The following is a 21,078-nucleotide window of genomic DNA, read 5'->3' on the forward strand; positions in this document are numbered from 1 at the left end:
GGCCAGCACTTGTGAAACCAGGTCGCTGCAGGCGGTCGAAAAAACTCCTCAGTCGGCGGTCAGCACGACCTTGACGCTCTGCGAGCGGTCGGCGGCCAGCCGAAACGCATCGCGGGCCGAGGAGAGGGGGCGTTCGGCGGTCACCAGCCTCAGCACGTCTATATCCCCGCCGACGATGAGATCGACCGCCTGGTCGAATTCCGTGCCGAAACGGAACGTGCCGTTCAGATTGATTTCCTTGGCCATCACCGCATTGGCCGCCACGGGGATCTGACCACCCGGAAGATTGCCGACCTGAACGACCGTGCCGCCGCGCCGGACGCTGGCGATCGCCAGCGCTAGGCCCGCTGCGGTGCCTGAAATCTCGAACGCGACATCGATCGCCCTGTCGGCCGCAAGCGCCTTTAGCTCGTCGTCGCCACCGGAAAGGTCGATCGTCCTGTCTGCTCCAAGTTTGCTGGCGAAGGCTAGCGGCGCCTCGGCTATGTCGGCGACGGTGAGCTCGCCACATCCCTTGAGCTTGGCGGCGAGCATGGTCAAAAGCCCGATCGGGCCGGCGCCGAACAGGATGACGTCGCGGCCGGCGATGTCGCCGGCCCGTGCCACAGCGTGCAGGCTGACGGCGAGGGGTTCGGCGAGAGCCGCCGCCTGGTAGGCGACATCAGGCGGAACCTTGACGCATTGCGCGGGCGTGGCGTCGAACACGCTGGCAAAACCACCTTGCATGTGCGGCGTTTTCGACGCCGAGCCCATGAAATAGATGTTTTCGCAGAGGTTGGCGCGGCCCTCCGCGCATCGCGCGCATCGTCCGCACCAGCGCGACGGGTTGACCGCCACGCGATCGCCGACGGCAAGTCCGGGCGCGTCCGCGCTGATTTCGACGATCTCTCCGGCGACCTCGTGGCCAAGCACGAGCGGCGATGTGACGACAAAGTCGCCGGTCCGCGCGTGGCGGAAATAGTGCAGGTCGGAACCGCAGATGCCGCCTGCGCCGAAGCGCACGCGCACCATTCCCGGCGCGAGCGGGGCGAGCGGGTGCTCGATCACGCGCAAGTCCTCGGGGCCGAACAGCGTCGCGGCGACTGCGTTGTCGATCAACGGACCAGCCCCAGCTGCGTCGGCAGCCACAGCGTGATGGCGGGGATGAAGGTGATCAGGATCAGCGCGACGACCAATGGGACGAGCCAGGGCAGGATTGCCATGGTCGTACGCTCGACCGATAGCTTGGCAACCCGCGAGAGGACGAAAAGCACCATGCCGAGCGGCGGATGGAGGAGACCGATCATCAGATTGAGCGTCATGATCAGGCCGAAATGCACCGGGTCGATGCCGTAGAGGACCACGATCGGCAGGAGGATCGGCACAAGGATGGTGATCGCGGCGATCGTGTCGAGGAAACAGCCGACTAGCAGCATCAGGATGTTCACCAGGATCAGGAACACCCATTTGTTTTCGGTCAGCGATGTGATGAAGACCGAGAAGAGCTGCGCCGCCTGACTGACCGTGAGCAACCAGGCGAAGATCGACGCCGCGGTGACGATGAAGAGAACCGACGCGGTCGTCTCGATCGTGTCGAAACTGGCCTTGGCGAGGGTTGCGAACGTCATCGTGCGGTAGCGCACCAGCCCTAGGAACAACGACCAGATGACGGCGGCCATGGCCGCTTCGGTCGGCGTGAACCAGCCCATCGTCATGCCGCCGATCAGAATGATCGGTGTCATGAGCGCCATGACGGCGGAGAAGTCGAAATACCAGTCGCAGGCGATCAGGATAACAAGCGCGATGCCAACGGCAATATTGAGCGACAGTCCCATCTCGACGAGGACATAAACAGCCAGCGGAAAGCAGCACACGACGGCCACCTCGATCGAGGCGGCGGCGAGCCGGTTCAATTTGAACGGCGTATCCGAACCCCAGCCCCGGCGGTGGGCGAAGATCGCGACCGTCACCATCATCAGCACGGTCATGACCACGCCGGGAAGGATGCCGGCCATGAACAGCGCGCCGATCGAGACGTTGGCCATCATGCCGTAGATGACGAAGGGCAGCGACGGCGGGAAGATCGGGCCGAGCGTCGAGGAGGCGGCGGTGACGCCAACGGCCGCCTCGACGGGATAGCCGTGGTCGCGCATGGCCTTGATCTCGATGGTGCCGATACCGGCGGCGTCGGCAAGGGCTGCGCCCGACATGCCCGCGAAGACCACGGATCCGATAATGTTCACCTGCGCGAGGCCACCCTTCATCCAGCCGACAAGTGCCAGCGCAAAGGAATAGATCCGCCCGGTGACGCCGGCGATGTTCATGAGATTGCCGGCGAAGATGAAAAACGGCACGGCCAGCAGCGGAAAGCTTTCGACACCGGCGATCATGCGCTGCGCGGCGATGATGTCGGGCGCCACGCCGTAGAAGACGAGATAGAGCAGCGACGCCACCGCCATCGACACAGCGACGGGCACGCCGACCAGCATCAGGACGAGAAAGGCTCCGATCAGAAGCAGCATGGCCTATTCCCCCAGCCCGTCGAACGCGGCGGGGCGCTCCAGCGCCGAATAGCCACGGCGGATGTTGCCGACGAATACCTGGATAGCGCGCAGCATCATCAGCACGAAACCGGCGAAGACGGCGTAGAAGACGACGTTGCGCGGCAGGTCGATCGTGACCATGCGCTCGCGGTGGACGATCCCGACATAGCGCCATAGGAGCCAGGACATATAGGCAAAGAAGCAAATGGTGATCAGATTGACCGCGAGCGCCAGGTAGCGCCCCGCCCCAGGGGGGAGATAATGATAGAGCACGTCGACATGGATGTGGCGCGTGGTGCGCGTGCACATGACCGAGCCCAGGAAGACCACGACGACGAGGCAGTTGATCGCGATCTCCTCGGTCCAGGCAAGACTGTTGTTCATGACGTAGCGCGTGAAGAACTGCAGAAAGACGCAGAGCGACATGCCCCAGAACACGGCGAGCGTGACCCAGTCCTCCACCGCGTATCGCGACAGATCGACGGGCAGCGTTTCTTCCTCGAATGCATGCGCCAGTTCTTCGGGGGTAACCTGGGTGTGGACCTCTTGGGTCATCGGCAAGCTCCGGACACTGTTGGGGGCGGCGGGCTCAACAGACCCGACGCGCTTGGCGCGCCGGGCCCGGATTGATGCAGTTTACTTGACGGCGCGGATCGCCTCCCAGTCTTCCTTGCGGTAGCCGAACTCCTCGAACGTTACCTTCTCCATCACGTTCTTTTCGAAATCGGCGCGATCGACTTCGGTGACGGTGAGGCCGCGCTCCTTGAAGGTCTCAACCAGGGCCTTCTCGCGATCGACGATGATCTTTGTCGCGCGTGCGGCGGCTTCCTGCATCACCTCGGTGAAGATCGCCTTGTCCTCGTCCGACAATTGCGACCAGCGCGATTGCGACACGATCGTGTTGAGATGATCGACGATATGCCCGGTCAGGATGATGTGCTTTTGCACTTCGTAGAACTTCTTGGCGTCGATCGTCGTCAGCGGGTTTTCCTGCGCTTCCACCGTGCCCTGCTGCAAGGCGAGATAGACCTCGGCGAAGGCGATCGGCGCGGTGTTGGCGCCGCAGGCGCGCGGCATTGCGAGATAGGCCGGCACATCAGGCACGCGGATCTTCAGGCCCTGCATGTCGGCGCATTTCTCGATCGGCCGGTTGGAGGTCGTGTGACGCGTGCCGTAGTAGGTGGTCGCCGTGATGTGATGCCCCGACGCCTCTTCGTAGCCGCCGGTCAATTCCTTGTATTTGTCGGTCTTGGTGTAAGCGAGCAGATGATCCGCGTCACGGAAGGTGAACGGGAAGTAGGTCACGCCGATCGGCGGGAATTCGCGGGCGGCGAAGCTCGATCCGGAGATAATGATGTCGACCGTGCCGAGGGTCAGCCCCTGGTTGATGTCGGATTCCTTGCCGAGTTGCGAGGCCGGGAAGACGTCGATCGTATAGCGGCCGTCGGTGCGCTTCTTGATCTCTTCCGCCGCCCACACGGACTCCGTGTGGAAGGGTTCGGACGTTTCATAGACGTGAGCCCATTTCAACGCGGTTTGTGCAGAGGCCGAAGCCATGGGCAGAGCGATCGCGGCGATCGTGCCGAGCAGAACGGCGTATTTTCTCAGCATCATATTCCTCCCTGTGATTGGATTTCGACTGTGCCGACAGGATCCTCCCGGTCGGCCGCCTCCTATTCCGCGACCTCCCTGGCCACGGATTTCTCACCGAAATTGCGTGAGAATCTCAGTTGCGACTGGCGCAGATGCTCCTGCATGGCGGCCTTCGCCCTTTCGGGCTCGCGCGACGCGATCGCGTCGCGCACCGCGCGGTGCTCCTTAGCGGCGGCTTGCCAGGAATCCCTGTTCTCGAAATAGCTCGACAGCAGCTCGAAATATGGGTTCATGCGCTGGTCGAAAAGCTCGCCGATGCAGCGCACCAGGACAGCGTTTCCCAGAATTCCCGCCACCGTCGTATGGAACTCGCGGTCAAGCGCGATCGTCATCTTGGTTGGATGAGGGATGTCTTCCATGCGGCGCAGTACATCGTCCAAATGTTCGAGATCGACCGGCCGAACATGGAGGGCGGCTTCGGCGGCGATCGCTCCTTCGATGAACTCACGTGCCCGCAACAGTTCGAATGGGCCTTCATCCATCTCTGCCGCCAAAACGTCGGCGCGTGGCGGATCGGTGACGTAGATACCGGAGCCGACGCGAATGCGTATCCGCCCCTCGACCTCAAGCGCGATCAGCGCTTCACGGACGGTCGGGCGGGAGATGCCCAGTTGATCGGCCAGTTCGCGTTCGGTCGGCAGGCGATCGCCGACGGCGAACTCGCCCGCGTCGATCAACTGCCGGAGCTGATCGGCGATCTGCCGGTAAAGTCGACGCGGCTCAACGGCATGGATCGGCATTGTCACCCAGTTCCACTTCAGCAGAATCGTCGGGCCGATCTAAGATCGGTAAATTGGTCTGACCTATTGTTCGAAAACTGCCGCGAAAATAGCGGAGTGTCAAGGAGCGGAGAACGCCCATGGAACTCATTCTCCGTGATTTTCTTTGAAACCAAGGATCGGCGATTTGGCTGAGCGGCAACTCTTGACCTTCCAGCAACTGGAAGGTCCTGTCTCTCCGCAGCTTCGATGCGGTGGCGAAAGCCGCCAGGACAATCTCCGGGATTTTCGACGGGAAGCCGGCCTGTGACGCGGCAGCGTCCGTGGCGGCGGCCGAAACCGTCCACAGACGACCCGGGCAGGCGGTGCCTGGCTGGGTCAGTGGAGGGCAAACCGACAGGAGTTCCGCAATGTTCGTACAGCCCGTCGACTATTTCCTTGCAGTCTGGTTCATTCTTGCGGGTCTTAGCACGGCTTATGTGGCGTGGGACCAGTTCCGCAACAATCCCGAACCGGTGGTGATGAAATGGGGTTTCATCCTGGTCACCCTCTACATGGGACCGCTTGGGCTGTTGATCTATGTGCTGGCCGACAAGGAGCCGCGGCCAGGCGAGCACGAAGCATTCACCAAGCCACTCTGGAAGCAAGGCGTCGGCTCGACGATCCATTGCGTGGCCGGAGACGCCACCGGCATCATTCTCGCGGCAGCGATCACCGCCGCGCTCGGGTTGCCGATGTGGATCGATCTCATCGTCGAGTATGTTGCCGGGTTCGCTTTCGGCCTGTTCATCTTCCAATCGCTGTTCATGAAATCGATGATGGGAGGCACCTATTGGGAGAATGTCCGCAAGAGCTTCATGCCGGAATTCATCAGCATGAATTTCATGATGGCGGGCATGGCCCTGGTCATGAGCTTCCTGATGATGGGCAGCGACATGCGGGCCATGGACCCGGCCGAACTCCTGTTCTGGGGCGTCATGTCGTTCGGCGTGGTCGTTGGCTTCATCATCGCATATCCGTCCAACGTATGGATGGTGGCGGGTGGCCTCAAACACGGGCTGATGACCGAACGCGAACCGCAATCCGACAAGGCGAAGGAGCGCGAGCGCGCGCATGGCGGTGCAGTAGCGGCGGTAGCGAGGCGCCGTCACCCTCATACGCGCCTCGACGAACACGCCAACCCCGGGCACGCCAACCCCGGGCACGCCAACCCCGGGCACGCCAACCCCGGACATGGCAACCCGGGCGGCAACCCAGAGACCGGCCATCCCCGATCCGGCCACGGCTCCTCTCACGGCAATGGCGGGTCGCGTGGTCCGCATGGCGGTCACGGAATGGAACCGGATGCAACTGTGCCGCAACTCGCGGCCTTTGGCGGAGTATCAGTGCTTGCGCTGGCACTCGGTATGATCGCTCCGGCCAATTGGGTGAATCTCACCCTCAGCGCGCGCGATGTCGGCGGCGCCATCATGCCGCCCGGCATGATCATGGACCGCGACACACCGGCTGCAGCGATGCTGGACATGGCCGCCGTGCATCCTCGCCTGATCACGGCCAGTCATGGCTTGGAGGTTCGCGGCGACCGGGAACTGGAAGCCAGGATGGAGAACGGGGTGAAGGTGTTCGACCTCGAAACGTCGGTCATCCGCTGGGCGATCCTGCCGGACGTGAAAGTCGACGCCTATGCGATCAACAACCAGGTTCCAGGCCCACGGCTGCATATCCGGCAAGGCGATCGGGTGCGCATCAACGTTACGAACCGCCTGCCGGAGAGCACGACCATCCACTGGCACGGGTTGATCCTGCCGAATGAAATGGATGGTCCGGCTAAGATCACGCAGGAGCCAATCGCGCCCGGCGGCAGCTACCGATATGAATTCACGGCGGGCCAATCGGGGACTTACTTCTATCACTCACATGACCATGTCGATCGCCAGCAGGCGCTCGGACTCTACGGCGCACTCATCATCGATCCCGCCAATCCCCAGGACGAGATTGCGGCCGACCATGATTATGTTATCCAGCTTCAGGAATGGCTGATGCGGGAGGGTCTGACTTTCCCGGCGATGCCGATGGACGGCGGGCAGCCGAATTATTTCACCATCAACGGCCGCGCCTATCCGTCAACGGACACGATCAGGATGAAGGTCGGCGAAACTCTGAAAGTGCGCTTCATCGGCACCAACAATGGGTTTATCCACCCGATGCACATCCACGGCGGTCCATTCGAGATTGTCGCCCGCGACGGCGAGACTATCCCGGAGTCGGCACGATTCCTTGCCGACACAGTCAACGTCGGACCAGGGCAGCGCTACGATGTCGTCTGGCAGGCGCGCCGGCCCGGAAAATGGCTGATCCACTGCCATATCGGGCATCATACGACCAACAACAATGTCGAAGAGAAGGGCGGTGGCGGACTGATGGTCGTGATCGATGTGCAACCCTGAAGCCCTTCCGCAAAGCGAAAAGGTAAATGGAGATGTTTGCCGCATACGGCGGCTTGTTTCTCATTGCCTTCGCCGCGGCAACCATCCTTCCGGCGCAGTCGGAGGCGGCCCTTGCAGGGCTCCTCGCGACCGGTTCCTTCTCGCCCGCAATGCTGGTTCTTGTCGCCAGCATAGGCAACGTCCTTGGCTCGGCGGTGAACTGGGGACTCGGTCGAGGCGTCGAACGCTTCCGGGACAGCCCCTGGTTTCCGCTGCGCCCCGCAACACTCAACCGTGCCACGACCTGGTATCGCCGTTATGGAAGATGGTCGCTCCTGTTGAGCTGGATGCCGATCGTCGGCGATCCGCTGACGGTGGTCGCCGGGATTTTACGCGAGCCGCTATGGAGCTTTGTCGCAATCGTCGCCCTCGCGAAGGTTTCGCGATATCTGGTCGTCGCCGGAGCAGTGCTGGGCCTGACCTAAATCGCGGACATCACAGCGCACGATTGCATTCATTTGCACATGAGCCGTAAGCAAGCCTTACAAAAATGTATGAAAAATGTTGTAGCGCATGGCGGCTTCGAGCAATACCGTTCCTGCAACGGCCTTCACTTTTGGTTGCACTGCAGCAGGCGGCCTTGACAAATCAGCCGAACAATTGTCGGAAGGGCCGATGAAGACTGTTGGTCGAATCACGATCCCAGGAAACACGCCGCTCAGAGCATTGCTGGCGGTCGTATTCCTCGTCATGTCGGCTCTCCAGCCTGGTCTGTTCGCCACAGCCAATGCCAAGGGTTCCCAGGTCAGGATGGATATCCAAGCCGAGATGCCCGCACACGACATGGGCGATCACGGCGCCACGGCGGACGACACGGACAGGCCGGAGCATCATCACGGCGCCAAGCAATCCGCCGATAAAAGCTGCGAAGTCCATTGCGCGCCGGCGAATGCGATGCCGGTCGACTGCCCTGACATGGAGCATGTTGTCTCCCGCTGCTTTGCGCCCGTCATTGCCGTCACCTTGCCGCTCGGCGAATACACCGCGCTCATAAGGCCTCCCAGACATCTGAACTGACGCGTCCCTTTCGGGGCGTTCGCGCGCAGCGTCGGGAATCCGTTCCCGCGCGGCCAAACGCACACGTCAAGCTTCAGGGTCTATAATGAAAATCGCAAGCTTCGCGATGCTCGCATCGCTGTTCGTTGCCGGATGTGCGGCAACCACGCCGCCGGACATCCTTCCCGCCTTCAATCCGGCCGATCCCGTAATGGGCGTCCGTGATGCGCACTACCACCCAGTCATCGCCGACTATCGCCACCGGGAGCCTGTCGATCCGCAGAATTGGCGGCGTCGCAATACGGAACGCTCCCCTGCGAACCCGGGAGCCGGATCATGAAGCGCCGGCCCCTGACCATAGCTGTGGTCGTAACCATCCCGCTGATCGCCGCCGGATGCGCGACCGGCGGGGCCCTTGATGGCATTTCAGAACCCATGGCCGGCTTCACGACAGTCTCGGCGCGCGCCGAATCCGCGACCGGCAAGAAAACAGTGTGGGTGCAGTCCAGCGAGGAAGCACGAACGGTCTCGGAGCGCGTGAAGAGCCTCGTCCAGAAGAAGACGATCGGTCCAGATACGGCGGTGCAGGTTGCCTTGCTCAACAACAAGGGCCTGCAGGCCGCCTACGCCGAGATCGGCCTGTCGGCGGCCGACATGTGGCAGGAATCGATGCTCGTCAATCCGACGATCTCGGTCGGCATGATCGGCGTCGATCCTGTGCGGACGATTGAAGGAGCGGTGGTCGGCAACATCCTTGCGCTGGCGACCCATAAGCGGCGCGTCGCGGTCGCGGATGCGCGTTTCCGTCAGGCCCAGCTCCGCGCCGCCGAAGAAACGCTACGGCTGGCCGCGGACACGCGGAGAGCCTGGATCAATGCGGTATCGGCCTGGGAAAGCGTTTCCTATCTGAACAAGGCGCAAGCCGCCGCCGACGCAGCCTCCGAACTCGCTCAAAAACTTGGCGAGACCGGCGCCTTCACAAAGACCGGCCAAGCCCGCGAACATGTCTTTTATGCCGAGATCACCGGTCAGGCGGCGGAGGCGCGGCTCGCCGCACGGACCGCCAAGGAGGAACTCACCCGGCTGATGGGTCTATGGGGACCGGATGTCAGTTACTCCGTCCCAAACATGCTTCCTGCCTTACCGAAGGGCGCCAAGGCCAAACGCGCGATCGAGGCGGAGGCGCTAAAAAATCGCGTCGACCTCGAGATCGCGAAGCTTGAGTTGGAAGCGCTGGCGAAATCCTACGGTCTGACCGAGGCGACGCGCTACGTCACCGATCTGGAACTGCTTTCCGGCGTGGAGGTGGAACGCGAGGAGTCTGAGGAGGGCGGAACCGAGAAGACTGTCTCACCCACTCTGGAGCTCGAGTTCGTCATTCCGATTTTCGATACCGGCAAGGCACGCATGCGCAAGGCCGAGCTTGCCTATATGCAAGCTGCAAATCGGATGGCGGAAAAGGCAGTCAATATCCGGTCGGAGGCCAGATCCTCCTATGATGCCTACCGTTCGACCTACGACATTGCCCGGCACTATCGGAACAATGTTGTGCCGCTGCGAACAAAGATCGAGGCGGAATCGGTCCTCACCTACAACGGCATGATCACCAACACGTTCGAGCTGCTGGCGGACACACGCGCGAAAATCAGCTCGATCATGCTTTCCCTCAACGCCAAGCGCAATTTCTGGCTGGCCGACGTCAATCTCGGAACCGCGATCCACGGCGGCGGCGCAAGCTCGGCCGCGGGCGGCGACGCACCGGCCGCGGCCGAAGCGGGCGCTGAAGGCCACTGAACGCAAGGAGAAGAAAATGCTTTCAAGACGTCAGTTGCTAGGCGCGGGAGCCCTGCTCGCCGGCGCCACTGCATGGACCAAAACGTCTGCGATGGGGCTCCCCGACGCTCCAATCATGGAGTCCGCCGACATGCAGCCGCCGATCTTCCCGACGAGCGGGCCGGACTACCAGCCGGTCGTGACGCTCAACGGCTGGACCCTTCCGCATCGCATGAACAACGGCGTGAAGGAGTTCCACCTCGTGGCCGAGCCGGTCGAGCGCGAGTTGTCGCCCGGCACGACTGCCTATCTCTGGGGCTACAACGGTCAGTCTCCCGGCCCGACCATAGAGGCGGTCGAGGGCGATCGGGTCCGCATCTTCGTGACAAACAAGTTGCTGGAGCACACGACGATCCATTGGCACGGCATGATCCTGCCCAACGGCATGGACGGCGTGACCGGTCTGACCCAGCCCGGAATCCCGCCCGGCAAGACCTTCGTCTACGAGTTCGACCTCGTGAAGAGCGGCACATTCATGTACCACCCGCACGCCGATGAAATGGTCCAGATGGCCATGGGCATGATGGGCTTCTTCGTCATTCATCCCAAGGACCCGAAATTCATGCGGGTGGACCGCGATTTCGTGTTCCTGCTGAATGCCTTCGACATCGAGCCGGGGTCGTACGTCCCGCGCATCATGGAGATGACGGATTTCAATCTCTGGGGCTGGAACAGCCGCGTCTTTCCGGGGATCAGTCATCTTCCGGTGGCGAAAAACGACCGGGTCAGGGTCCGTGTAGGCAACTTGACCATGACCAATCACCCGATCCACATGCATGGCTACGACTTCGAGGTGACTTGCACCGATGGCGGCTGGGTCCGGCCGGAGGCGCGGTGGCCGGAGGTGTCGATCGACATCCCCGTCGGCGCCATGCGGGCATATGAATTCGAAGCCAAATACGAGGGCGACTGGGCGATCCACTGCCATAAGTCGCACCACACAATGAACGCCATGGGCCACGATGTGCCCACGCTCATCGGCGTCGACAACTCGAAGGTCACCGACAAGATCCGCCGGGTCCAGCCCGAATATATGGCCATGGGTGACCGTGGCATGGCCGACATGGGCGAGATGGAGATGCCGCTTCCCGACAACACCATCCCGATGATGAGCGGCTGGGGCCAATTCGGCGCCATCGAGATGGGCGGGATGTTCTCGGTCGTGAAGGTGCGCGAAGGGCTGGCCTCGAACGATTACGCCGATCCGGGCTGGTACCAGCACCCGGAGGGAACCGTAGCTTACGAGTGGAAGGGAGATGTCCCCGCTCCGACGAAATCAGGCGACGCAAAAACGATGGCTCCGGCAGCGCACGGCGGTCACGGCAAACAGGGATGAGACCCGAAACCCTCAACCTCAACAATGAGAGAAAGTGCAGCATGAAACGTATCATCGCAGCGGCCGTTTTGATGGCCGCCAGTTCCGGAACAGCTGTTGCCGGCGGAACCCACGCTGGAGGCCATGGCGACAAAGCCGCCGCAATGCCGATCGGCAACCCTGGCGATGCCGGCAAGGCAAAGCGGACCGTCAACATCTCGATGTCGGAGAAGGACGACGGGACGATGTTGTTCCAACCAGCCGTGCTCAAGGTGAAGAAGGGTGAGACCGTTCGCCTGAAGTTCGTCAACAAGGGCCAGACCGACCACGAATTCGTCATGGACGTCCATGACGGGATCATGGAGCACAAGGCGCTGATGGAGAAGTTCCCCGAAATGGAGCATGCCGATCCCAACGCGATCCGGCTGGCGCCCGGCGCCAGAGGCGAGATCATCTGGACCTTCGCCAATGCCGGCGAATTCGGCTTCGCCTGCCTGGTCCCGGGTCATTACGATTCCGGCATGAAGGGCGACATCAGCGTCGCCAACTGACTGACAAAAATCGCAAAGGAGACAATCATGACGCTATTGATAAAGGCACTCTCGACACTCGCGCTCATGCTCGCCATCGGCAGCAGCGCGCTTGCGCAGGAATACGTGAAGGGCGAAGTCGTCAAGGTCGACGCCAAACAGCAGAAGCTGACGATCAAGCATGAGCCGCTGACCAATCTCGACATGCCCGCGATGACGATGGTGTTCGTCGTCGCGGAGGACGGCATGATCGAGAAGGTCAAAACGGGTCAAGCGATCGAGTTCACAGCCGACCGCGTCAACGGACGCATCACGGTCACTGACATCAAGTGATCCGGGAACAGCACCGCGGGTTGAAAAAACCCGCGGCAGTCCCACGCGCTTGATCTCCGTGGACGGACATTTCTTCAAATCCATTCATCGTGTACGTGGGAATTCTGCGCTGACGATTAAGCCGGGGCTATTGTCGTCCAGGGAAATTGTCGCACCATGGATGTCGGATATGGCCTTGACCAGGCTGAGGCCGAGCCCTGTCCCTTCGGTCGTCCTGCTCTTTTCCACGCGATAGAAGCGCTTGAGCACTTTCTGCCGCTCCTCCGCCGGGATGCCCGGTCCGTTGTCGCTGACGACGATGGAGCAGCGCTTCGCCTTCGTCGTGACACCGATCGCAATCCGGGCCCCTCGTTGTGTGTGGCGCATTGCATTGACGACAAGGTTCACGCACATCTGCTTCAGCAGATCGGCATCGCCCCATATGAATGAGGCCGTGTTTCGGCTGTCACTGGACAGAACCAGAGAACGCTCGGCGTCTTCCACGATGTGACTATAGATATCGTGGATTTCGGTGACCAATTCTGAAAGGTTCACCTTTGCAAATCGCGTCCGGCGCGCGCCGGACTCGATCTGCGAGATGCGCAGCAGACCATCGAATGTGCCGGCTATGTGCGAGACTTCGCCCATCGCCTTTTCGATGAGCGATCTCGTGACGGTTTGGTCCTTGCTTTCGGAAGCGGCCTCAAGTGTCAGAAACAGCCGCCCGATCGGCGTCTTGAGGTCATGCGCGATGTCGGTCGTTACCTGCGTCATCGCCGCAACGCTAGCCTGCAGCTGTGCCAGCGCGACATTGACCTCAGCTGCCAGCATGTCGATGTCATCGCCGCGCAAGGAGATCGGCAGGCGGGTGGCGAGCTCGCCGGCGCCGACGGCCTTCATGGCACCCGAGAGTCCAGCGATGCGCCGCCGTGTGCGGAACGCCAACACCGCACCCGCGCCGAGGCCTCCGGCAAGTACGATCGCCGTTCCCCAGCCGAAGCTGACAAGCGCGATGCCGCGCAAGCGATTGGTGTCGTCATAGCTTACGCCGACGGTCAGGTCGTAGCCATCCAGGTTCTTCCGGTAGAGCCGGTAGTTGGTGAGCGCCGTGTTGTGGCTTGTCGGTGCGCGCGTGGAAAATCCCGGCGGCGACGCCGAAATATCAATGTTGCCAGCCAGGAAGTCGCCGTTGGGATCCTTCAGTGTGTAAAGCGTCTCCTGTCCCCTGATTGCCGGACCATGGCTTCGGATCATGGCGGCAGCGCCATCGACACCGTTCGCCTCATAGGCGAATGCAATCTCCCGGAACCGCTCCATCACATTTGAATCCAGCCGCTCGTAAAGATAGGCGGCGACCATGTTGTAAGCGACGAAATTGGCTCCCAGGAACGAAAGCAGAAACAGGGAGATGTAGAACGCGGCAAGTCGGATCGACGTACTTCTGGCGATACTAGCGTTGGCCATGAATGGTGTAGCCGGTATTGCGTGTATTATGCAGGAGCGGAACATCGAACGGTTTGTCGATCTTCGCCCGCAGTCGGCTGATATGGGTTTCCACCACGGTGCTTTGTGGGTCGAAGTTGAAGTTCCAGATCCGCTCCAGAAGCATGGTCTTCGTCAGTATGCGGCCCTCGTTACGCATCAGGAGTTCAAGCAACGCGAATTCCCGAGGGAGCAATTCGATCGTCGTTCCGCCGCGGGTGGCGAGGCGGCTGAGGAGATCCAGTTCCAGATCAGCCACTTTCAGCTTTGCCTTTTCGGCGGCGATCGGAGGGCGCCTTCGCAGAGCATTGACACGAGCCAGGAGTTCGGAGAAGGCAAAGGGCTTGATCAGGTAATCGTCGGCACCGGCCTCCAGTCCCTCGACTCGATCGTTGACACCGCCCACCGCCGTCAGGAAGATCACTGGCACCTTTCCGCCGGCGCCTCGAAGACCCCGCACGAGCGACAAGCCATCGAGGCCTGGCAGCATCCGATCCACAATTGCGACATCATAAGGTTCGCGCAGTCCGACAAGCAGAGCATCGCGCCCGTCTGTCATGACATCGACCACATGGCCGGAAGAGTTCAGTCCATTTTCGATGTAGCGGCTGATTTGTTCGTCGTCTTCGACCAAGAGAATTTTCATAATGGCAGTCTCTCATCTGGCTTGGCGCGCCAAGCGTTGATGACCTTTTATCCAGCTTGCTTCTGCCGGCGATGGCGCGGACGAAGCGATGTTTCAGGGAGACTTTGCTCGGCGGGTTTTTCGGCTCGGCGCCATCAGTCGGTGACGCGGCCTTTCCACCAGCCAGATCCTGGGTTTTGATACCTCAACATCCATGGACTGGATCGACAACACGGTTTGGAAGCAAAAGCACCTTGCAACTTTCGAGGTAATTGACCACTCGTATCGTCATCCTTTCATTGTACCGCAAGTCCAACATAAGGCTCACCTTTTTCCATTCCCGGGCAATGGCCGGGTGATTCCGACGATGACTACGGATTCTCTCACAACTGTGTCCAATATAGGCCAATAGCTTGGCGGATCGTGGCCGGCGATCACAGCATCGTGTCGCGCCGCTTGTATAAGCGGCGCCCCTCCCTGAGGTGCGTGGAGAGCATGTCGGCTGCAATGAGCTGCGCACTGGAGCAAGATTTGGTCAGGTTCGTTAGCGAGCGGTGAAGGGGCAAACCAGCCGGCGGTGCTGCCGGCTGGTTTGCCCTGCATTGGCCCCGTGGGAGGATGCGGAGCCTGCTGTGTTGGTCCTGCTATCGGCCCGCCCAGCTGTCGCGCTGGCGGGGGGAGATACCCTGCCACCATGACGGGCTCACGACTTCGACTCGATCGTAGCGGGAATTGGTCTTCTGGATGTCGCCATTGTCGAGCACTTGGTAAGATATGTCGGGGTTGGATGCCGATTTCGCGGTTTCGCCCGCCGATCCATGGCCCTGCAAGACCTTGTCGATGCCGGAGCTTGTCGGGTTCGTGCCGCTGCTGGCGACACTGGCCGAGGTCATCGCCGCGAAGACTATCAATGCATATCCGATGGTGTGTTTCATGGTTCAGTCCTTTTGTCTAAAGCGAGCGTTCGAACGCTCAGCAACAACAGGCTACGGGGTCGAATTCACGGGCACCTTCCGTCGGACTTACATTTTTGTGATTCTCATGCGTGGTCGCGACTGAAGCCGAAATCGGGAAGTTCAGCTTTGAAATGCCACATGTTGAACGGCTGTCGCAGTTTCTCTTGCGCCGATGCATGGCCATCCAATGCGACTTCCGTCATGAAGAACATCTGATTGTCGCGTCTGCTTGAGGCGCTGAGAGACTGCCGCACAGGAGTTGTGTCGGTCGTCCGCTATTCCTGATTCAGGAGTTCCGCAGCGAGGTTGACGACCACCCGCAAGTGGCCACGAGCCATACACAAGCCTTACAAAAATGTATGAAAAATGTTGTGGCGCATGGCGGCCGCGAGCAATACCGTTCTTGCAACGGCCTTCGTTCGCCCGTGCTCGAACCTCGGTATTGAAGCAGTATCCTGGGATCGTCCGAGGTGTCGCTCGACACCCCGACGGCGCCATGCGGGCATACGCGTTCGAAGCCAAATACGAGGGCGACCGGGCGATCCACTGCCATAAGTCGCACCACACAACGAACGCCATGGGCGTACTCACGGTCATCGGCGTCGACAACTCGAAGTCACCAGCAAGATCCGCCGGGTCCAGCCCGAATACAGCGCACGGCGGTCACGGCAAACAGGGATGAGAACCCTCAACCTCAACAATGAGAGAAAGTGCAGCATGAAACGTATCATTGCAGCGGCCATTTTGATGGCCGCCAGTTCCGGAGCAGCTCTTGCCGGCGGAACCCACGCTGGAGGGCATGGCGACGAAGCCGCAATGCCGATCGGCAATCCTGGTGAAGCTGGCCAGGCAAAGCGGACGGTCAACATCTCGATGTCGGAGAAGGACGACGGGACGATGCTGTTCCAACCGGCCGTGCTCAAGGTGAAGAAGGGCGAGACCGTTCGCCTGAAGTTCGTCAACAAGGGCCAGATCGACCACGAATTCGTCATGGACGTCCATGACGGGATCATGGAGCACAAGGCGCTGATGGAGAAGTTCCCCGAAATGGAGCATGCCGATCCCAACTCGATCCGGCTGGCTCCCGGCGCCAGAGGCGAGATCATCTGGACGTTCGCCAATGCCGGCGAGTTCGGCTTCGCCTGCCTGGTCCCGGGTCATTACGATTCCGGCATGAAGGGCGACATCACCGTCGCCAACTGACCGCCAAAACCGCAAAGGAAGAATCATGACATTGTTGGAAAAAACACTCTCGACACTCGCGCTCGCGCTCGCCATCGGCGGGAGCGCGCTTGCGCAGGAATACGTGAAGGGCGAAGTCGTCAAGGTCGACGCCAAACAGCAGAAGCTGACGATCAAGCATGGGCCGCTGACCAATCTCGACATGCCCGCGATGACGATGGTGTTCGTCGTCGCGGAGGACGGTATGATCGAGAAGGTCAAGGCGGGTCAGGCGATCGAGTTCACAGCCGACCGCGTCAACGGACGCATCACGGTCACCGACATCAAGTGATCCGAGACCAGCACCGCGGGTTGAAAAGTCAACCCGCGGCCGCTGGCCCGATCGGGCAAAACGGTATCACGATGACGGGGACGCGCAGAACGTTATCCAGAGATTTTCTTTCCAATCATGTGCGGAACTGCTCAGAGGCATCTCCACTGGATATCGGCGCGAACCCACGCCTACATACGCCGGGTAGGCACAGCGAACGCGCGCATGGTGCCTGCCGGTATCTTCATACCTGATGACGCCGTTCGCATCCGTCTCGAGGAGGCCAATAGCGACGTCAAAATCATAGTCCCCGCTTTGCGAGACGCTATTGCTCCGCACACTAAGCTGGACCGACGTCGCATCGGGAAAATTGGCAGTGTAGAAGATCAGTTGCTCCGCCATCGAGGGCGTAGCCACCAACACGCCGGCAAAAAATGCAATGGCGCGCATCTCCTCCTCCCGAAGATCCAAGGACGAGAGACTACCATGTCTTGCGTCAATATTCGAATCACTGTTCCCGGCAGTGTGCCGAGGCATTGGGATGCGCATTGCGTTGGATGTCTCCTCCGATTCGTATCTCCAGTCAGGACCAGCAATGGCAAATCCTCCACGCCGACCGACAAATCCAATGGCCGCTGCCGAAGCCGCCTTCAAGCCAATCAAGAAGCCGGCCGCACCGGTTCGCGAAACCGCAGCTCCAAATGTCAGAGAGCTTGTTTCAATCAGGATTGATCGGGCTGTCTTGGATTATTTCCAGGCGGACGGATCGGGCTGGCAGGACCGTATCAACGACGCCTTGCGGGCCACGGTCCAGAAGCGGATCGCCGCCGAGAACGACCGTCCAGACGACATCACCTGACGGAAACGTGCGCGCTTAGTGATCTTTTTCTTGGCGGCATGTGGGAATGCATCATGCTGGTGGCACATCATCGCCGGCGGGCAAGCTCCCGATAAAGCGCCTCCGGCGTAACGGCGATTTCCGATGCAACATGATGCCAGCGTCCCTTGGGCGGCAAGACGCCGCCGTTGCATGCCTTCCAGGCGCTAACTCTCGCCGCGACGGATTTCAGGGATAATATCTCGGCCCGCGTCCGCGTCCGATGGACCTCGCCTGCCAGGTGTCGCAGCAGTGCGGAGGCCAGCGCGCGATCGCTTTCGAGCACGGCCCTGGCCCTGGTGATCGGCACAGCGCGCACCATGGATTCCTCAGGTGCCAAGGCATCGCAATGGTATCGATCCGCAAACAGCGAAGCCTCGGCCAGGATCGAAACCGAGCTGGCACGCTGCAATGTCAGCTGGAAGCCGTCAGGAAGTACCCGGACAAGGTGCAGTTCTCCCGCGGTGACCAGGAAGAGCGACAGAACCGGGTCGTCCCTACGAAACAGGACACTGCCGGCAGAGAGAGACTGCTCGCGTTCCGCGAGCTCAAGGAGTTGCTCGAAGAGGAGTTCCGACATGATCGCGATCATGTTTCAGATCCCGCAGCCATGTCAAACGTCGCGAACACGAAACGCTGAGATCGCTCGATGAACCGCAACCCAATTGCCGCGCTGTCCCTCATGCTGACTTTTCTTGCCGTCCCTCACGGGCTGGCGCAACAGCATGATGGCATCAACCATCACAAGGCCGCTAAAGGAAAGGACCAAATCACTTCGTCTTATTCCGGGATGGAGACGCGCCGCGTGAAGGCGCTCTCGGGCGAGCAGATCGCCGACCTTATGGCGGGGCGAGGGATCGGCCTGGCGCTGGCGGCCGAACTCAATTCCTATCCGGGTCCGTCACACGTCCTCGAACTCCGGAATGCTCTTGACCTCACCGACGAACAGGCGTCGCGGACCAAGGCCCTTTTGGATCAGATGAAGGCAGAAACCATCCTGCTCGGAAGACGAATAATCGAGAAAGAAACCGAACTGGACCGCTTGTTTTCCGAACGGAAGATAACGTCGGCGCGCCTCGCTGAGATGACAAAAGCCATCGCCGGCGTGCAAGGCGAGCTACGGGCAGCGCACCTGCGCTATCACCTCGATATGGCCGGGTTGCTTACCCCTGGGCAGATCAGCCGGTATTCACAACTTCGCGGATACTCTGGACAGGCTGATTGAACAGGGCCTATTGAGGCGTCAATGCGGCCGGATCGTGTAGATTGCGACGGGCATTGGACGGGCTGAGGTAGAAAAAGATAATTAAATGAAGCCGGTAGATCACAGACTTGCCGTCGCGCCGATGATGGACTGGACGGACCGGCATTGCCGGTTCTTCCATCGCCAGTTGACGCGCCAAGCGCTGCTCTACACCGAAATGGTCGTGGCCGACGCGGTCATCCAGGGCGCGCGCGAGCGCTTGCTCGGCTTCGACGACACGGAACATCCGGTCGCGTTGCAGCTCGGCGGTTCCGATCCGCAGAAACTTGCCGAGGCGGCGCGCATCGGCGAGGCCTTCGGTTATGACGAGATCAATCTCAATGTCGGCTGCCCGTCCGACCGCGTCCAGTCGGGTACGTTCGGCGCCTGCTTGATGAAAGCACCGGTTCTGGTCGCCGATTGCGTTGCGGCGATGAAGGCTTCCGTCAGCATCCCCGTCACCGTCAAATGCCGCATCGGCGTCGACGAGCAGGATCCCGAGCCGGCGCTCGATGGGCTGGCGGACGGTGTGTTCGCGGCCGGCGCCGACGCGCTGTGGGTGCATGCCCGCAAGGCGTGGCTGGAAGGGCTGAGCCCGAAGGAAAACCGCGACATCCCGCCGCTCGACTATAGTCGCGTCTATCGGCTGAAAGCCAGAAAGCCAAACAAATTCATTGGCATAAACGGCGGAATTCAGTCGGTTGAGGAAGCGCTTCACCATCTCGATCATGTCGACGGCGCCATGCTCGGCCGCGCCGCCTATCATACGCCGGGCATTCTGGCAGGCGTAGACGCCGCGTTTTACGGCGACAAACCCAACCCGTTTGATTTTGCCGCACTGATCGATGCCATGGCGGATTATGCGGCGTGCCATATCGAGCAGGGCGGGCGGCTTGGCCATGTCACCCGTCACATGGTCGGCTTGTTCCACGGCCTGCCCGGTGCGCGCCGCTATCGGCAGATCCTTTCGACCGACGCGACAAGGTCCGGCGCCGGACCGGATGTGCTGAAGGCGGCTTTCGCCGCAGTCGATTTCGGCGGGACGGACGCCGAAGCAGCCTGACTGTTCAATCGCGCAAGGTCATGCGATCGCCGCGCACGTCGAAACCGGACAGTGAGCCGATGAAATTCATGCCGAGCAGGCTCTGGCCGAGCATGCCGGGCGCTGCGATCATCACCGGCATGTCCTTGCGCACGATCCCGCCGATCGCCAATTCGTCGGTTCTCACGGCGGCGGCGCGCGCCATGCCATTGGCGGTGGAAACCGGTATGCTGAAATTGAGAACGGCTGGATTGAACCCGGCCGCTTGCGCGTCCTGCGCGGTCAGCACGGTGCTGGTTGCACCGGTATCGACCACGGCCCGGACCGGCGCTCCGTTGACCATGATGCGCGCTTCGAAATGGCCATTGCCGGCCTTGTCCAGGGTCACCGTGGCGTGGCCGTCTTCCAGCCCCAATGCCAGCGGACTGCCGGGAACAAGGCCAGCCGTTACCCGGCTGGCGAAATCCTGCAATTCATAACGGTACTGGTAGCCGGCGATCAGCGCGAGCACGATGACGCCCCAGATGCCGAGGTTTTGCGCCATGGCGCCTAAGGACCGGCCTGATCGAAGCAGGCCGGCGCCGATGAGCGCGACCAATGCGCCAAGCCAGACCAGCCGGCCGAAATCATGGTTCTCGACACCAAACGTGCTGCCGGCGGAATCGTTGAGCATGAGCAGGACCACGCCTGCCCCGATCACGATCATCAAAGTCCAAAAAAACCGGTTCATAGATGGCTCACGAGAGGGAGTCGCGTTCGCGCGCGAGGCGGGTGCGGCGCGTTTCCCGGCGCGGTCGCCGCTCGACCGTTTCCAACCGGGCCGGCAGCTCGGCCATCACACTTCGGCGGATTTCAGGGGTCATGTCGATCCAGGCGCCGATTTCCTCGCGCGTGCGGCCGCAACCGAAGCAGAAACCGGTTTTCATATCGATCGAACAGACCAGGATGCACGGGGATTCGATGGCCGTCATGATGTTCTCTCAGGATTCCGTCAG

At 61.0% G+C, this 21,078-nt stretch carries 25 protein-coding genes and 1 pseudogene; 14 read left to right on the forward strand and 12 right to left on the reverse strand.

Annotated features, from left to right (window positions below):
- Positions 1 to 48: 48 nt before the first annotated feature.
- The 5 genes from EJ066_RS23295 to EJ066_RS23315 all read right to left on the reverse strand — a co-directional run bounded on the left by EJ066_RS23295 (position 49) and on the right by EJ066_RS23315 (position 4,915).
- Positions 49 to 1,098, reverse strand: a complete 1,050-nt coding sequence (locus EJ066_RS23295) for an L-idonate 5-dehydrogenase (protein ID WP_126042097.1) — start codon at positions 1,096 to 1,098, stop codon at positions 49 to 51.
- Positions 1,095 to 2,501 carry a TRAP transporter large permease gene (locus tag EJ066_RS23300; protein WP_126042099.1) on the reverse strand — a complete coding sequence of 469 codons (1,407 nt, stop codon included), beginning with the start codon at positions 2,499 to 2,501 and terminating at the stop codon, positions 1,095 to 1,097. The genes EJ066_RS23295 and EJ066_RS23300 overlap by 4 nt, the downstream gene beginning before the upstream one ends.
- A 3-nt stretch (positions 2,502 to 2,504) precedes the next feature.
- A complete protein-coding gene (locus tag EJ066_RS23305; protein ID WP_126042101.1) occupies positions 2,505 to 3,077 on the reverse strand; it encodes a TRAP transporter small permease in 573 nt (190 codons plus the stop codon).
- An 81-nt stretch (positions 3,078 to 3,158) separates the two neighbouring features.
- Positions 3,159 to 4,133, reverse strand: a complete 975-nt coding sequence (locus tag EJ066_RS23310) for a sialic acid TRAP transporter substrate-binding protein SiaP (RefSeq protein WP_126042104.1) — start codon at positions 4,131 to 4,133, stop codon at positions 3,159 to 3,161.
- Between the two features lie 62 nt (positions 4,134 to 4,195).
- Positions 4,196 to 4,915 carry a FadR/GntR family transcriptional regulator gene (locus tag EJ066_RS23315; RefSeq protein WP_126042106.1) on the reverse strand — a complete coding sequence of 240 codons (720 nt, stop codon included), beginning with the start codon at positions 4,913 to 4,915 and terminating at the stop codon, positions 4,196 to 4,198.
- A gap of 389 nt (positions 4,916 to 5,304) precedes the next feature.
- Between EJ066_RS23315 and EJ066_RS23320 the strand changes: the two genes are divergently transcribed.
- From EJ066_RS23320 to EJ066_RS23355, 8 genes are all read left to right on the forward strand, one after another.
- Complete coding sequence (locus EJ066_RS23320) at positions 5,305 to 7,341, forward strand: multicopper oxidase domain-containing protein (RefSeq protein WP_126042108.1); 2,037 nt, start codon at positions 5,305 to 5,307, stop codon at positions 7,339 to 7,341.
- Positions 7,342 to 7,373: 32 nt separating this feature from the next.
- Positions 7,374 to 7,805 carry a YqaA family protein gene (locus EJ066_RS23325; RefSeq protein WP_189644553.1) on the forward strand — a complete coding sequence of 144 codons (432 nt, stop codon included), beginning with the start codon at positions 7,374 to 7,376 and terminating at the stop codon, positions 7,803 to 7,805.
- Between the two features lie 88 nt (positions 7,806 to 7,893).
- On the forward strand, positions 7,894 to 8,397 hold the full coding sequence (locus EJ066_RS23330; protein ID WP_126042112.1) for a hypothetical protein: 504 nt from the start codon (positions 7,894 to 7,896) through the stop codon (positions 8,395 to 8,397).
- A gap of 85 nt (positions 8,398 to 8,482) precedes the next feature.
- On the forward strand, positions 8,483 to 8,716 hold the full coding sequence (locus tag EJ066_RS23335) for a hypothetical protein (protein WP_126042114.1): 234 nt from the start codon (positions 8,483 to 8,485) through the stop codon (positions 8,714 to 8,716).
- Positions 8,713 to 10,170, forward strand: a complete 1,458-nt coding sequence (locus EJ066_RS23340; protein ID WP_126042116.1) for a TolC family protein — start codon at positions 8,713 to 8,715, stop codon at positions 10,168 to 10,170. Before EJ066_RS23335 ends, EJ066_RS23340 begins: the two co-directional genes overlap by 4 nt.
- 16 nt (positions 10,171 to 10,186) lie before the next feature.
- Complete coding sequence (locus EJ066_RS23345; protein ID WP_126042118.1) at positions 10,187 to 11,545, forward strand: copper oxidase; 1,359 nt, start codon at positions 10,187 to 10,189, stop codon at positions 11,543 to 11,545.
- A 41-nt stretch (positions 11,546 to 11,586) separates the two neighbouring features.
- Complete coding sequence (locus EJ066_RS23350; protein ID WP_126042120.1) at positions 11,587 to 12,075, forward strand: cupredoxin family protein; 489 nt, start codon at positions 11,587 to 11,589, stop codon at positions 12,073 to 12,075.
- A gap of 27 nt (positions 12,076 to 12,102) precedes the next feature.
- Positions 12,103 to 12,387 carry a copper-binding protein gene (locus EJ066_RS23355; protein ID WP_126042122.1) on the forward strand — a complete coding sequence of 95 codons (285 nt, stop codon included), beginning with the start codon at positions 12,103 to 12,105 and terminating at the stop codon, positions 12,385 to 12,387.
- An 84-nt stretch (positions 12,388 to 12,471) separates the two neighbouring features.
- On the opposite strand, the gene EJ066_RS23360 is transcribed toward EJ066_RS23355, so the two are convergent.
- From EJ066_RS23360 to EJ066_RS23370, 3 genes are all read right to left on the reverse strand, one after another.
- Positions 12,472 to 13,830, reverse strand: a complete 1,359-nt coding sequence (locus tag EJ066_RS23360; RefSeq protein WP_126042124.1) for a HAMP domain-containing sensor histidine kinase — start codon at positions 13,828 to 13,830, stop codon at positions 12,472 to 12,474.
- Positions 13,817 to 14,494, reverse strand: a complete 678-nt coding sequence (locus tag EJ066_RS23365) for a response regulator transcription factor (protein WP_126042126.1) — start codon at positions 14,492 to 14,494, stop codon at positions 13,817 to 13,819. The genes EJ066_RS23360 and EJ066_RS23365 overlap by 14 nt, the downstream gene beginning before the upstream one ends.
- 623 nt (positions 14,495 to 15,117) lie before the next feature.
- Entirely contained in the window at positions 15,118 to 15,408 is a 291-nt protein-coding gene (locus EJ066_RS23370; protein WP_126042128.1) for a hypothetical protein, read from the reverse strand.
- A gap of 511 nt (positions 15,409 to 15,919) precedes the next feature.
- Here EJ066_RS23370 and EJ066_RS23375 point away from each other — a divergent pair.
- From EJ066_RS23375 to EJ066_RS23385, 3 genes and pseudogenes are all read left to right on the forward strand, one after another.
- A pseudogene (locus EJ066_RS23375) lies at positions 15,920 to 16,080 on the forward strand (copper oxidase); the annotation flags it as partial.
- Positions 16,081 to 16,146: 66 nt separating this feature from the next.
- The gene (locus EJ066_RS23380) at positions 16,147 to 16,632 is read left to right on the forward strand and encodes a cupredoxin family protein (RefSeq protein WP_126044017.1); all 486 of its coding nucleotides are present in this window, start codon (positions 16,147 to 16,149) and stop codon (positions 16,630 to 16,632) included.
- Positions 16,633 to 16,657: 25 nt separating this feature from the next.
- On the forward strand, positions 16,658 to 16,942 hold the full coding sequence (locus EJ066_RS23385) for a copper-binding protein (RefSeq protein ID WP_126042131.1): 285 nt from the start codon (positions 16,658 to 16,660) through the stop codon (positions 16,940 to 16,942).
- Between the two features lie 66 nt (positions 16,943 to 17,008).
- Here the strand turns inward: EJ066_RS23385 and EJ066_RS23390 are convergent, their stop codons facing one another.
- Positions 17,009 to 17,371: a hypothetical protein gene (locus EJ066_RS23390; protein ID WP_126042133.1), complete on the reverse strand. Its 363-nt coding sequence runs from the start codon at positions 17,369 to 17,371 to the stop codon at positions 17,009 to 17,011.
- A 145-nt stretch (positions 17,372 to 17,516) separates the two neighbouring features.
- Here EJ066_RS23390 and EJ066_RS23395 point away from each other — a divergent pair, with 145 nt between their 5' ends.
- On the forward strand, positions 17,517 to 17,780 hold the full coding sequence (locus EJ066_RS23395; RefSeq protein ID WP_126044018.1) for a BrnA antitoxin family protein: 264 nt from the start codon (positions 17,517 to 17,519) through the stop codon (positions 17,778 to 17,780).
- 67 nt (positions 17,781 to 17,847) lie between these two features.
- On the opposite strand, the gene EJ066_RS23400 is transcribed toward EJ066_RS23395, so the two are convergent.
- The gene (locus tag EJ066_RS23400; RefSeq protein WP_126042135.1) at positions 17,848 to 18,390 is read right to left on the reverse strand and encodes a Crp/Fnr family transcriptional regulator; all 543 of its coding nucleotides are present in this window, start codon (positions 18,388 to 18,390) and stop codon (positions 17,848 to 17,850) included.
- 57 nt (positions 18,391 to 18,447) lie between these two features.
- Here EJ066_RS23400 and EJ066_RS23405 point away from each other — a divergent pair, with 57 nt between their 5' ends.
- Together EJ066_RS23405 and dusA are read left to right on the forward strand one after the other, a co-directional pair.
- Positions 18,448 to 19,023, forward strand: coding sequence for a periplasmic heavy metal sensor (locus tag EJ066_RS23405; RefSeq protein WP_126042137.1), 576 nt, complete (start codon positions 18,448 to 18,450; stop codon positions 19,021 to 19,023).
- A gap of 85 nt (positions 19,024 to 19,108) precedes the next feature.
- Entirely contained in the window at positions 19,109 to 20,104 is a 996-nt protein-coding gene (gene dusA / locus EJ066_RS23410) for a tRNA dihydrouridine(20/20a) synthase DusA (protein WP_126042139.1), read from the forward strand.
- 4 nt (positions 20,105 to 20,108) lie between these two features.
- On the opposite strand, the gene EJ066_RS23415 is transcribed toward dusA, so the two are convergent.
- Positions 20,109 to 20,813 (reverse strand): TIGR02281 family clan AA aspartic protease, encoded by a 705-nt coding sequence (locus tag EJ066_RS23415; protein WP_126042141.1) that lies wholly within the window; start codon positions 20,811 to 20,813, stop codon positions 20,109 to 20,111.
- Between the two features lie 7 nt (positions 20,814 to 20,820).
- On the reverse strand, positions 20,821 to 21,054 hold the full coding sequence (locus EJ066_RS23420) for a DUF1289 domain-containing protein (protein WP_126042143.1): 234 nt from the start codon (positions 21,052 to 21,054) through the stop codon (positions 20,821 to 20,823).
- Between the last annotated feature and the right edge of the window lie 24 nt (positions 21,055 to 21,078).

The organism is Mesorhizobium sp. M9A.F.Ca.ET.002.03.1.2, assembly GCF_003952365.1.
GTDB lineage: Bacteria > Pseudomonadota > Alphaproteobacteria > Rhizobiales > Rhizobiaceae > Mesorhizobium.

Excerpts from the sequence above, each read along its gene's own strand:
- EJ066_RS23300 (WP_126042099.1), bottom strand. The coding sequence starts at position 2,501 with ATGCTGCTTCTGATCGGAGCCTTTCTCGTCCTGATGCTGGTCGGCGTG.
- EJ066_RS23305 (WP_126042101.1), bottom strand. The coding sequence starts at position 3,077 with ATGACCCAAGAGGTCCACACCCAGGTTACCCCCGAAGAACTGGCGCAT.
- EJ066_RS23310 (WP_126042104.1), bottom strand. The coding sequence starts at position 4,133 with ATGCTGAGAAAATACGCCGTTCTGCTCGGCACGATCGCCGCGATCGCT.
- EJ066_RS23315 (WP_126042106.1), bottom strand. The coding sequence starts at position 4,915 with ATGCCGATCCATGCCGTTGAGCCGCGTCGACTTTACCGGCAGATCGCC.
- EJ066_RS23320 (WP_126042108.1), top strand. The coding sequence starts at position 5,305 with ATGTTCGTACAGCCCGTCGACTATTTCCTTGCAGTCTGGTTCATTCTT.
- EJ066_RS23325 (WP_189644553.1), top strand. The coding sequence starts at position 7,374 with ATGTTTGCCGCATACGGCGGCTTGTTTCTCATTGCCTTCGCCGCGGCA.
- EJ066_RS23330 (WP_126042112.1), top strand. The coding sequence starts at position 7,894 with ATGGCGGCTTCGAGCAATACCGTTCCTGCAACGGCCTTCACTTTTGGT.
- EJ066_RS23335 (WP_126042114.1), top strand. The coding sequence starts at position 8,483 with ATGAAAATCGCAAGCTTCGCGATGCTCGCATCGCTGTTCGTTGCCGGA.
- EJ066_RS23340 (WP_126042116.1), top strand. The coding sequence starts at position 8,713 with ATGAAGCGCCGGCCCCTGACCATAGCTGTGGTCGTAACCATCCCGCTG.
- EJ066_RS23345 (WP_126042118.1), top strand. The coding sequence starts at position 10,187 with ATGCTTTCAAGACGTCAGTTGCTAGGCGCGGGAGCCCTGCTCGCCGGC.
- EJ066_RS23350 (WP_126042120.1), top strand. The coding sequence starts at position 11,587 with ATGAAACGTATCATCGCAGCGGCCGTTTTGATGGCCGCCAGTTCCGGA.
- EJ066_RS23355 (WP_126042122.1), top strand. The coding sequence starts at position 12,103 with ATGACGCTATTGATAAAGGCACTCTCGACACTCGCGCTCATGCTCGCC.
- EJ066_RS23360 (WP_126042124.1), bottom strand. The coding sequence starts at position 13,830 with ATGGCCAACGCTAGTATCGCCAGAAGTACGTCGATCCGACTTGCCGCG.
- EJ066_RS23365 (WP_126042126.1), bottom strand. The coding sequence starts at position 14,494 with ATGAAAATTCTCTTGGTCGAAGACGACGAACAAATCAGCCGCTACATC.
- EJ066_RS23370 (WP_126042128.1), bottom strand. The coding sequence starts at position 15,408 with ATGAAACACACCATCGGATATGCATTGATAGTCTTCGCGGCGATGACC.
- EJ066_RS23380 (WP_126044017.1), top strand. The coding sequence starts at position 16,147 with ATGAAACGTATCATTGCAGCGGCCATTTTGATGGCCGCCAGTTCCGGA.
- EJ066_RS23385 (WP_126042131.1), top strand. The coding sequence starts at position 16,658 with ATGACATTGTTGGAAAAAACACTCTCGACACTCGCGCTCGCGCTCGCC.
- EJ066_RS23390 (WP_126042133.1), bottom strand. The coding sequence starts at position 17,371 with ATGCGCGCCATTGCATTTTTTGCCGGCGTGTTGGTGGCTACGCCCTCG.
- EJ066_RS23395 (WP_126044018.1), top strand. The coding sequence starts at position 17,517 with ATGGCAAATCCTCCACGCCGACCGACAAATCCAATGGCCGCTGCCGAA.
- EJ066_RS23400 (WP_126042135.1), bottom strand. The coding sequence starts at position 18,390 with ATGATCGCGATCATGTCGGAACTCCTCTTCGAGCAACTCCTTGAGCTC.
- EJ066_RS23405 (WP_126042137.1), top strand. The coding sequence starts at position 18,448 with ATGAACCGCAACCCAATTGCCGCGCTGTCCCTCATGCTGACTTTTCTT.
- dusA (WP_126042139.1), top strand. The coding sequence starts at position 19,109 with ATGAAGCCGGTAGATCACAGACTTGCCGTCGCGCCGATGATGGACTGG.
- EJ066_RS23415 (WP_126042141.1), bottom strand. The coding sequence starts at position 20,813 with ATGAACCGGTTTTTTTGGACTTTGATGATCGTGATCGGGGCAGGCGTG.
- EJ066_RS23420 (WP_126042143.1), bottom strand. The coding sequence starts at position 21,054 with ATGACGGCCATCGAATCCCCGTGCATCCTGGTCTGTTCGATCGATATG.